This window comes from Methanobrevibacter sp. 87.7, from assembly GCF_002208625.1.
Lineage (GTDB): Archaea > Methanobacteriota > Methanobacteria > Methanobacteriales > Methanobacteriaceae > Methanarmilla.
In genome coordinates this window covers 1-11,649 of sequence record NZ_MRCT01000053.1, presented here as the reverse complement: position 1 = coordinate 11,649, position 11,649 = coordinate 1, and the positions used below count along the sequence as shown (strand labels likewise).

The 11,649-nt window shown below is 23.5% G+C and carries 9 protein-coding genes; 5 read left to right on the top strand and 4 right to left on the bottom strand.

Going from position 1 to position 11,649, the window contains the following annotated elements; genetic code table 11:
* Positions 1 to 154: 154 nt before the first annotated feature.
* The 3 genes from BGI41_RS03860 to mtaB all read right to left on the bottom strand — a co-directional run bounded on the left by BGI41_RS03860 (position 155) and on the right by mtaB (position 4,379).
* Complete coding sequence (locus BGI41_RS03860; RefSeq protein ID WP_088538920.1) at positions 155 to 1,771, bottom strand: methylamine methyltransferase corrinoid protein reductive activase; 1,617 nt, start codon at positions 1,769 to 1,771, stop codon at positions 155 to 157.
* 351 nt (positions 1,772 to 2,122) lie between these two features.
* Entirely contained in the window at positions 2,123 to 2,947 is an 825-nt protein-coding gene (gene mtaC / locus BGI41_RS03855) for a methanol--corrinoid protein MtaC (RefSeq protein ID WP_088538919.1), read from the bottom strand.
* Between the two features lie 46 nt (positions 2,948 to 2,993).
* Positions 2,994 to 4,379, bottom strand: a complete 1,386-nt coding sequence (mtaB, locus tag BGI41_RS03850) for a methanol--corrinoid protein co-methyltransferase MtaB (RefSeq protein WP_088538918.1) — start codon at positions 4,377 to 4,379, stop codon at positions 2,994 to 2,996.
* 546 nt (positions 4,380 to 4,925) lie between these two features.
* Between mtaB and BGI41_RS03845 the strand changes: the two genes are divergently transcribed.
* Entirely contained in the window at positions 4,926 to 5,297 is a 372-nt protein-coding gene (locus BGI41_RS03845; RefSeq protein WP_088538917.1) for a hypothetical protein, read from the top strand.
* Positions 5,298 to 5,504: 207 nt separating this feature from the next.
* Here BGI41_RS03845 and BGI41_RS03840 read toward each other — a convergent pair whose 3' ends face one another.
* Entirely contained in the window at positions 5,505 to 6,497 is a 993-nt protein-coding gene (locus BGI41_RS03840; RefSeq protein ID WP_088538916.1) for a hypothetical protein, read from the bottom strand.
* 200 nt (positions 6,498 to 6,697) lie between these two features.
* Here BGI41_RS03840 and BGI41_RS03835 point away from each other — a divergent pair, with 200 nt between their 5' ends.
* From BGI41_RS03835 to BGI41_RS03820, 4 genes are all read left to right on the top strand, one after another.
* The gene (locus BGI41_RS03835) at positions 6,698 to 7,174 is read left to right on the top strand and encodes a hypothetical protein (RefSeq protein ID WP_088538915.1); all 477 of its coding nucleotides are present in this window, start codon (positions 6,698 to 6,700) and stop codon (positions 7,172 to 7,174) included.
* 321 nt (positions 7,175 to 7,495) lie between these two features.
* Positions 7,496 to 8,452, top strand: a complete 957-nt coding sequence (locus BGI41_RS03830) for an ADP-ribosylglycohydrolase family protein (RefSeq protein ID WP_088538914.1) — start codon at positions 7,496 to 7,498, stop codon at positions 8,450 to 8,452.
* Between the two features lie 631 nt (positions 8,453 to 9,083).
* Positions 9,084 to 10,334, top strand: coding sequence for a zinc ribbon domain-containing protein (locus BGI41_RS03825; RefSeq protein ID WP_088538913.1), 1,251 nt, complete (start codon positions 9,084 to 9,086; stop codon positions 10,332 to 10,334).
* Positions 10,335 to 10,393: 59 nt separating this feature from the next.
* A complete protein-coding gene (locus tag BGI41_RS03820) occupies positions 10,394 to 11,404 on the top strand; it encodes a zinc ribbon domain-containing protein (protein ID WP_088538912.1) in 1,011 nt (336 codons plus the stop codon).
* Positions 11,405 to 11,649: the final 245 nt, after the last annotated feature.

The window sequence follows — 11,649 nt, the reverse complement described above, 5'->3', positions numbered from 1 at the left end:
ATTAAATCTTATGGCCATGAAGATATATAAAATTTTTTTCTTGAATTTCTAAAAAAAAATATGAAATTACTAAAAAATATTTTATTAAATTAAAAATAGCTAAAAAAAATAAAAATTACTTATTAAATTAAAAAAAATAAAAAAAATTTAAAAACTAATAATAATTAAGGAATTTACTATAGTCATAAACTTTTAATGGACATGAAAGAACACATTTTTGACAACCTAAACCTGCACAAAAATCAGTTCTTAATACTATTGCTTTATCTTCAATTTTAATTGCACTTTCAGGACAATTATCAATACAAGTACCACATTGTATACAACCATCAAATTCTGCTTTTAAAAATGAACCAATTTCAACAGTATTTAATCCATCTTCACCAAGTTCAGGTATATCTCTTTCAAATATTTTATATATATTCGAATTTTCTTCTTTTTGAGGTAACTGTTGATAACCATATTTTTTTAACCATTGATTATACATCCATAATGGCATTCCTTGTTCATATACAGCAAGTTCTAATGAATAAATTTTCTCAAAAGTTTCACATGTTGCAAGCATAATATGATTACTTTCCATTCCATCAGCAATATCTTGTAAAGTATTTAATAAATCTGGATTAAAACATATATCTTTTGCCATTGCTAAAGAAGTATTTCCTATTTGATAAATTTCTTTTGAAGAAGGTGGAATCTGACCAACATCTAATGATTTTAATGGGTCAACATAAAATCCAGATGCACCAGCCATATAACAAGCATCAATCTCATCAAGATCTATTCCTGCAACTTCTGCTAAAGTTAAATGTGCTGCTCTAAATGCACCTAATGCTTTTCCAATATTTACAATATCTTCAGAAGATAAATAAACATCATCTTGTAAGTAAATTTTATCAGAATTTTTTATTTTACCATCTTCAATAATTTTATCTCTAAGACCTAAACTAAATGCAGCAATTACTCCAGTACCAGTAATACCTTTAGCTTCAACATCATTTTGAGATTTTTTAATTATTTTACCATTTTCAGGATTAATAATTTCACCATCAACAGGAATAAGTTCATCATTTAAAACCTTTATAATCCATCCATCATCAACTAAGTCTAAATCAGAAATAGTATTTGGTGAAGCTAATCTTCCTTTTTTAATCATTTGTCCTTCAATTGCAGGACCTGCTGCAGCAGAACATGTAAATATTTCACCATCAATTACTAATGCCATTTCAGCATTAGTTCCAAAATCTGTAATTAAAAATATTCCCTCTTTTTCAAGAATTCCAGATTTATAAAGCATTGCTAATGCATCAGCCCCAATTTCATGTTTAATTGCTGGAGGAATATACACTTCAGTATTAGGATTAAGATTAAGTCCTATTTTTTCAGAGGTAGTTATAGTAGATTTTCTAGATGGAGGTATAATATTTTGATCTTTAATTGCATTTTCACCCCAATATGCAAGATCTCTAATTTCTAAATTAGCAAAAAGAGATAATTGTATAGGGTTTCCACAAACAGAAACTCTTTTAACTTTTTCTTTATCAACATTTAAACTATTAATAACTTTATTTATAGATTCAATTAAAATATTATGTGCAGTTTCAGAACCAACATTTAAAGCAAAATGAAGATGATCTACTACATTTGCTCCTGGTAATGGATGTCTTAATGTAATAGATGTAGATATTACTTTAAGTTCATTTAAATCTAAAGCTTGAGCTCTTATCCCACTTGTTCCTATATCAATAGCAATAGCATATTCTTCATTCATTATATTACCTCAATACTAATTAACTATAATATTATTTTTAAAAATATATGATAAAAATTTATTTAATTAAATATTATTTATAAAAATACATTAAAAAAAACTACACAAACTAAAAAAAAACACTACCTAAAAAAAAACCTTAAAAAAAAACTACACAAACTAAAAAAAAACACTACCTAAAAAAACCTTAAAAAAATCCAAAAAACTACATAAAATTAATAAATCAAATAATAACTAAAAAATAGCTAATAAATAAATTCAATAAAAATAGTAAATAATAGAAAATCTGTTTAAAAAAAGAGTATAAAGAATAATAAAATTCAATATACTCCCTATAGACTAGATAGAAATCTATGAATATTCTGGTACAAATTCACCAACAACATCAGAATAATTTTTCCTTAAATCTCTCCAATCTTCATGGTCTTTAACAATTGCATCAGCTAATTTTGGAGTATGGTAAGCTTCAACACCATAAACAGTCATATCCATAGATTCTACATAATCTTTTCTTACAGCTCCTCCACCACAACCAATTGCAGGAACTTCAAGACCTTCTGCTTTTAATGCATCGACTACTTTAGGGAATGCAGTCATAGTTGTTGTCATAAGTGCAGTTCCAGTTAAAAAGACAGGATGATACTTTTTAACAGCTTCAACTACTTTACTTGCAGGTACATCTCTACCTAAATCAATAGCTTCATATCCACCTGCTCTTAAGAACATTAAAATTAAGTTTTTACCAATATCATGAGGATCACCTTCAGCTACAAATGAAACAACAGTTCCTTTAGTTTCACTTTTATGGCCTAAAACTTTTTCACATTCTTTTACTGCTTCCATCATAGCATCTCCAGATAACATTAAATCAGGTAAGAAGTAAATACCTTTAGTATATAGTGCACTTACAGCATTTATTCCAGCCATCAATCCTTTATTAATAATATCTAATGGAGATACTTTATCATCTAATGCTTTTGTAACTAAATCTAAAGTTTCATCTTTTTTCTCATAAAGAATTGCAAGAGCAATTGATTTAAATGGTTCTTCATCAGGAAGAATTTCAATTACTTCTGGATGCTCTTCAGGTTTAATAGCAGGGCCTTCTAATTTTACATTATACCTTATAGCAATGTTTTTCTGATTAATTTTACTTTCTAATTCCTCATAAGCCATATTATCCCCTTCTTAATTATTTAATATAAATCTAAATTTTACTAAACTATAATTCATAGTTTTTAGGATCAAAGTCAGGTACTTTTCTTTTATATCTTCTAATACATTGTTTAATAAATTTATCTGAATCATCAGGTAATTTTTCTAATGTATTAATAGCACTGTCTAAAGTATCCCTTTCAAATCTAGTTAAATACATTTTTTTACTATCAACCGCTTCATTAATAATTTTTCCAGCTTCTAATGCTGCAGCTATACTTCGTTTATATGGATCATCACCATATTCAACAATTGCTTGACCTATACGATATGCATTATCATAAGCAAGTACTAATGCTTGAGGATCTCTATATTTATCAGTGAGAGTATATAAATCCCTTAAAGTTTCAGCTTCACCAGCTTCAATAGCAGTATTCATTAATGCTGCTTCATAACCAGTAGCTTGTAACCATACTTGTGGTGTAGTTCCACCCATTTCTTCTCTATGGTATACAGATTCATTACTCCATGCATCAGTTACTCCAGCAATTAAGTTACCCATTAAATCAGAATGAGCACAAACTGCATTTTTACCTTCAGTTGAAATTGGAACACCAGAAATAGCTTTAACAATAGGGTTTTCATAACCACAATCTTTAAGAGGTCCAGTTGCTCCAGCTTCAACTGCAACTAAACTATTTGCTGCACCAACAGCCCTAGTAATTGCAGCAAATGTATGTGAACAATCTTTATCAGTTAACCCACCTGCTAAAAACATTGCAGTATTTGACTGAGAACAGTTAGTATCCCCTCCACAAATTACATTATGTTTTTTACAAATTGAACTAATTTCAGTCCACATATATTCCATATCAATACTTCCAAGAACACCAATACCAAAGATTATAGCTTTAATATCTCCCCTAGAAATACCATAATCAGATACAGATTTTCCACCAGTAGTTTCAATACCAATAACATCTGCACCATTTTCAGCACTTTGTTCAATAGATTCAATTACTTTTTGATATTGATCAGAAGTTCTAAATCCAGAACCTTTTTCCTCATCACGAATATCTGCAGGAGTAGCTTGAAGTGCAATCTTAATACCATATTCCTCTTGATATTTTTCTAAAATTTCAGCTTGACCAGCAGTACAAGCACCAGTCCAATCTGGATTATTAGTTTGTTGAGAAATATGTTCTTGTTCAATCATAAATGAAGGTAAACCTACATTTACAGCCCTAGCAGCTGCACTTCTTGCAATATTAGAACATTCAGAAACCATAGTTTCTTTACTATTTTCAGTACCTTCACCTGGTGCTACTTTAATAATAGGTACAACATGCCCTGCACCAAATTCAATACCTCTTTTTCCTTTAACTGGATATTTAGCATGCCCAAAAAGCATTTCTTCTGGACTATCATATTCCATTTTTGTGTATCTTTTCATATTATTACTCCCCAATTAAAAGTTTAAAAGAATTAAAAATTCTATTTAATATAATTAATATATATTTTAAATGTTCATAATATATTTTTTCATTTAAATAAAAAAATATAAAATATAAATTTAACTTTACAATAATTAGAAATTTATAAAAATAACTTAATAAAGTTCAATTTATATAAATTAAAAATTACTTTAAAAGTATACGAATAAAAATAAATTAATAAAAATTTAAAAAATTTAATAGAATTTAAAAAAAAATGATTTTAAAATTTAAAAATTAATCAATAAAAAATAAGTAAAGACAAATAATAAATATCTAATTAAATAAAAATAATTAAGAATTAAACTATTAATTATACACTAATTGGAAGTGATACTATAACAACAGAAGAAGAAAAGGAAATTGAAAGTGTTGAAGAAAACATAAATAGTGAAAAAAGTGGCGATGAATTCGTAAGAGACTGTTGTATTGGTATTTTATTAATAATAATAGTAATATTTTCTGCAAATTGGTTAATAAGCGAATATACTGGAACTACAGGTACAATGGTAGAAAGTCAATTTAAAATACCTAATGGACTTTCACTTCCAAAGGATAGTGATGCAAGTTATTCCAATCATATAATCTACTTAAAAGATGACAATGGAAATCACTTATCAGTAACTGAAGATATTAGTAACAATGAAAAAGAAAATGAACTAAATAATTTAGTAATTATTAATAAAACAACAGAACAAATTAATGGAGTAAATGTTACTATATTAAAAACAACAGACAATGACAAATACTTAGCAAATAATAAAACATACTACTTATTCACTAAAAATAAAATTAAATACTTAATAAAATCAGACACTAACTTAGAACAAAGTAAAGTCTATGAATTAATTGGAAATATAAAATTAAAAAATAATTAAATTTCCATTTAATTCTTTTTAATAAAAATACTTATTTTAAACATATTTCAAAATTAAAAAAACTAAGAAAAACTAATTCTAAAAAAAAAAATTAATTCTAAAAAAAACTAACAAAAACTAATTCTAAAAAAAATCAAGAAAAATAGAATATAAAAAATAGAAAGTTGTAAAATTAGAAAAGATGTGTAAGACAAAAATTAATTAAAATTAATCTTTTTTAGTTTGATGTTCAACATCAATAGGATCTTTATCAGAACCTTTATTATCAGTTTCAATCCAAAGCTGTTTTAAATTATCAATTTTATGCTGATTTTTAATTTTTAAAACATCTACATTAACTTTTTTATCCTCAACAATATTTTTAGGTATATCAATTTTAACCTGTTTATTTAAATCACTTGTTGGGATTTTAATATCAATATCTTTTCTATTAAATAATAGTTTCCAGAAACTAATATTACGAAGTTCTTCATTAATTTCATCTACCATATTATTAATATTACTAGCTACTGCCCTATTTCTTTCAGTAACTTCTCTTTCAGTTTTACTAACTGTATTATTAATTTTAGCCCTAGTAGTTTTATTATTTGCATTAATTAGATTATTTGTTTCTTCAACAGTGTCTAAAATAGCATCTTCCATGGTTTGATTAATATTATCTGTAACTTCAAATAATAATTCATTCCTTTCATTGACTTTATTTTGAAGTTTAAATAATTCTTCACTTTGAGAAGTTTCTTTAGGTAAATATTCTTCTTGAACTTCAATATTTAATTTTTCAATTTGAGTTCTTAAACCTTCAATTTCTTCATTTTTATTATCTAATTCAGAAGATAATTCAGTATTTTCCTTTTCTAATTTTTTTGTTTTTTCAGATAAAACAGATAAATCTTTTTTTAATTTACTAATTTCATCATCTTTTTCTTCAGATTTATTTGCTAAATCTTTAAGTTTAAGAATATCTTCATCTTCAGATTCAAATTTATTGATGATTTTTTTAAGATTATTAATTTCATTAATTTGATTTTCAGAATCTTCTTCTAATTTATTAAATTCATCCATACCTATAACAGTTACATGATCTCCTGTTTTAAAACCATCTTCAGGGGAAAATATTACTAAATTATATTTTTTAACATCCCCCTCTAATGGTATATCCTCAGTTACAGAATGAATAAGTTTAGTCATATATTCAGTCATTACACATCACTAATATATAATATATACCATACTATTAAATAAAATTTATTAATATATTATTAACAAATGAATATTTTAAATAAAAAAGATAAATTTATGAAATATTAATTACAAAAAATATTAACATAATAGCTTTTTCTATGTTGTTAAATTTAATATATTAAAATTTAACTAAGATTATTAAATAAAGAGGATTTCCAATGAATAATAAAAAAACAATTATATTAATTATAATAATAATCTTAGCAATAATTTATGCATTTGGATACTTTAATGACGTATCCCATAGTAAGGAAATTGCAAAAGAAAATCTCAAATTAGCACAGGAATATCATATTAATAGTGTAGCTGATGCAAGATTAATAAAAGCAGTTGAAGAAAATAAGGATAATGCAGTTTATTTAGGATATAAAAATGATACAAACTTTGAATCAATAAGTAATATTTACTATGCAAATGAAATAGATTTTCCAAAACCAATAAAAAAATATTACAAAACAGTAAACAAAGATAGTAAACATATTGAATGTATTAGATATTTATATAAAAATGGAAATATAACTCGTGAAAACTTTACATCAGAAATAAATTATTATGCAAATAAAAATCCATTAAATCATTATCTATTAAATTATTATGGATACTATGAACCTATGAGACACTGGTCTCCATTTTAATAACCATTAAAATAAATATCCATAATTTTTATTAATGTTATTAAATACTACAAATAAAAAAATAACTTCAATTAAAATAACAAGCATTAAAGAAATAAAAAACTAAAAACTAATAAAAATCATCACTAAATAAAAATAAATTATCTTAAACTAAAAACTAAATATATTCCTTTTAACAATAATCATCACTAAATAAAAATAAATTTTTTCAAAGTAAAAATTGATGACTTGATTAAATACTATTTTTTAAAACTTTTTTTTAATTTTAAAATTAATCTAACTATTTTTTTAATTAAATATTGAATTAATAGAGGAAAAATCATGAAAAATATAGAAAGTAAAGATGGAATAATGGGATTAATTGTTGGAGATGCACTTGGTCTTCCAGTTTCATTTTTAGAAAGAGAAGAATTGAATAATTCCCCTGTAAAAACAATGATTGGATATGGAACATACAATAAAGAACCAGGAACATTTTCAGATGATAGCTCCTTAAGTCTTGCAACAATAGATAGTTTCATAAATTATCCAAAAATTGATTATGATGATTTAATGGAAAGATTTAGAAAATGGCATGATAATGGAGAGTATACACAAGATAAAATAAGTTTTGATATAGGTAATACCACCTTAGAAAGTATTGAAAAATATAAAGATGGAGAAAAACCATTAAACTGTGGTGGAAAAGGTGAAAGAGATAATGGTAATGGATCATTAATGAGAATATTACCCGTAGCTTATCTCATAGGACCAAAAGAGAAACTAGAAAAAGATGATGTTGATAAAATATATAAAATTTCATCATTAACACATGACCATATAAGAAGTAAAATTGCTTGTCATATTTATTGTCAAATAGCTGTGAAATTACTTAATAATATGGAACTTAATAAAGCAATATCAGAAGGTATTGATGATACAATAAATTATTATAAAGATAATAAAGAATTTTTAAAAGAAAAAGAAAATTTCAAAAGAATTATAAATAAAAGTATATTTAATAAAGAAGTTAATGATATAAAAAGTAGTGGTTATGTAATAGATACATTAGAAGCATCAATATGGTCTCTTGTAACTACTAAATCATATAAAGAAGCATTACTTAAATGTGTAAATTTAGCTGATGATGCAGATACAATAGGTGCAGTTACAGGTGGACTTGCTGGAATATACTATGGATACTCAAAAATACCTAAAGAATGGTTAAATACCATAAAAGGAAAAGATAAAATATTAAATTTCTTAAAAAAATTTGATAAAATCATAAATAAAAATTAACTAAGTTAAGTAAAAATTATCCCAAATATATAAATATAATAATATATAAAGTAATAATTTAGATAGAAATCAATTCATTTGAAATTGTTTCTATTCATTTTTTAACACACAGATAAGGTATTATAATATACCTTATCACATTATATACTTGTTTTTCTAAATTTAAAACTAAAAAAAAATAGTTAATCTTATTTTTAAGATATTTTAACCAATTATTACTAAATAGAATATTAATAACTGTTTTTAAAAAAAAACTTAAACAATATTTAAACATATCTTATTTTTATATTTTAAATAACTATTTCTAAAAATCCTTATTAAATGATTTAAATTTAATAATTAGCTATTTAAATACTAAAAAAGGATTTTATATTTTATATTTTATTATTATAAGAAAATAAATTAAAAGTACAAACTAAATAGTAATCTAACAATAATAAAACAAAAAATAAATTAAAAGCACAAATAAATACAAATAAAATATAAATAGCTTAAAAATAATTTATATAGAAAAAATTAAAAAAAATAATAAAATAAATTAAAAATATAATAAAAATAATAAAAATTTAATAAATTTTAAATACTAATTAAACATAAATATAATTAATTAACCAATGGTTGGTGCTATTTTTTGAAAACTAAATGTCCTATTTGTGGAAAAGAATCAGAAGGTAATGAAAAATTCTGTAAAGATTGTGGTGCAGAATTAACATATAAAAATCAAAAAATAACTGAAACTCCCTCTGATGAAACAAACAATATAAAAACTACAGAATCAGACAATAAAGTTAATGAAATATCTGTAGAAGAAAAAAATGATAATCTAAATCAAATAAAGAATTTTAATAATGATTATTTGGAAAATAATAAAAAACAGAAAAAAGTCACAGAAAAATCAGAAGAACATGAAATTAACAGTGACAAAAATGAATTAAATCCAAATAATATAATTAATGAATTAGAAGATAATGAAATTTTAATTAATGAAATACCAGAATACAAACAAGAAAACACAGAACAAAATACTGAAATACCAAAAGAAAATATTTCATTTAAAAAATTATCAGAAGATAATGAAGATACTTTAGTTAATAATATATTTAATGATGAAGAAAAAATTGAAGAAAATGTAATATATCCAATACATACTGTTGAAAAAAATCCTTATGCAGAATTAACTAAATCTGATGAATATTTTGAAGAAGAATTCCTTAAAGAACAGAAAAAAACAAATAAACCAAAGAAAAGAAAAAGATCCATATCATTAAATAAGTTATTTAATAGAAAACCAAAAAATGACATGAAAATAGCTATAAAAAATGGATTAAAACACGTACATAAACATGTAACATTAATATTAATAGCACTTATAATAATTGCACTTGTTGCAACATTTACATTTAATATAATAGAAGAAAACACTATAAATTATCTTAACCCAGTAAGTAATGCTCAAGGAGAATTTTCAAATAAAATAATCACTTTTAGCATACCTTCTGATTGGCAATCTTACAATACTAGCCAAAATCAGACAAATGTTATTGGTAATTTTAAATCAGAAAAAGATAATCATAAAATACTGTTAAGTGTATATCAATCTAAATCTTCAAGTAATAACATTACAGAAATTAAACGTTCAACTGAAGAGTTAGATATTAGAAGTGGAGCTTTAATAAATAGTAGTACTAATAGAAATGTTAATAATCTAACAGGATATGATGTTATAAGTAAAAATGGTACAAATGGATATGAGTATAGAACTATTGGTTTTATAAAAGAGAATAAAGAGTATGCATTTTTATTTGTATCAGATGATATTGATTCATTTAATGAAGATATTAATTATATAATTAACAGTATAAAATTCAATAAAAATTTATAAAAAAGATTAAAATTATATATAATATTTATTATATTATTAAAAAATAAATTAGGGATATTATGGCAAAATATTGTCCAAAGTGTGGAAAAGAACATATTCATAATGAAGAATACTGTATAGACTGTCACACAAAGTTACCTGATGAAAAAATAGAACTTAATGACAAAGCAATAAGTATCTTCAATAAGGATAACAAAGAACAACCAAAAGTGGAAAGTAAAGGAAATAGTTTAGATAAAATATTTACCTATGAAAGAAAAACTCATAGAGAAAATAAAAAACCAATAAAAAAATCCAACAGAGAATCATTAATATTTAAATCAGCAAAAGAAAAAGAAGAAGAAAATAAAGCTAAAAAACTACGAAAACAAGAATTAAAAACTGTAAAACAAACACCTAAATCAGAAAAACAAAGTACAAAAACTGTAAAACAAACACCTAAATCAAAACCAAACACTGCAAATAAACAAAATCAGAAAATAAAACCAAATACAGTAAAAAAACAAGACATAAGTAGACATATCACAAAAACAAATAAAAGAAAAATAATTAGTATTGGAGTTATTATTTTATTAATATTAATTGTAATATTTGTTGGAGTATCATTAAATGATATTTACAATAATAACAATGTAAATAGTGTAAATGCAAGTACACAATACAATTTTACAGAATTTAGTATAAATATCCCAAATTCATTTAAAGAAGTAAATGACAGTAATTACATGGCTAGATTCGAAGCAAATAATGTTACAATAAAAATATATAACACTAGTCTATCTGAAAATGGATATTATGGTGCATCAATTGATGACCTTATGAATGCAATAGCAAATAGTATTGGAAACAATGATGGTGGAACTGTACAAAGTTCAGATTATCTTAATGTAAGTGGCAATTCAGGATACAATATAACATATACAACTGAAGATAATAATATTACAAGATACCTTGGATTTATTAAAGGAGATAATGAATATGATATTATTATTACAACAACTAATAATGATCAAAATACATTAGATAACATTTCCGGTACTCTATTTAACTCAATTAAAGTAAAAGGTTAAAAATAACCTTTAATTAACTTTTTTTTATATTTTTAAAAACAATAACTAAAACTATTTTTATAAAATGATTAATTAATAAAATTTATTAAATATTAAATCTAATAAAAATAATTTAATAAATGAAATAATTTTACTAAATATAATATTAATTTTTAAATAATAGAAAAAATAATTTTAAATAAATATTTTAGATAAAAATCAAGATTTTCATGAAAAAAATAAAAAAAAAACCTTATAAAAATAAT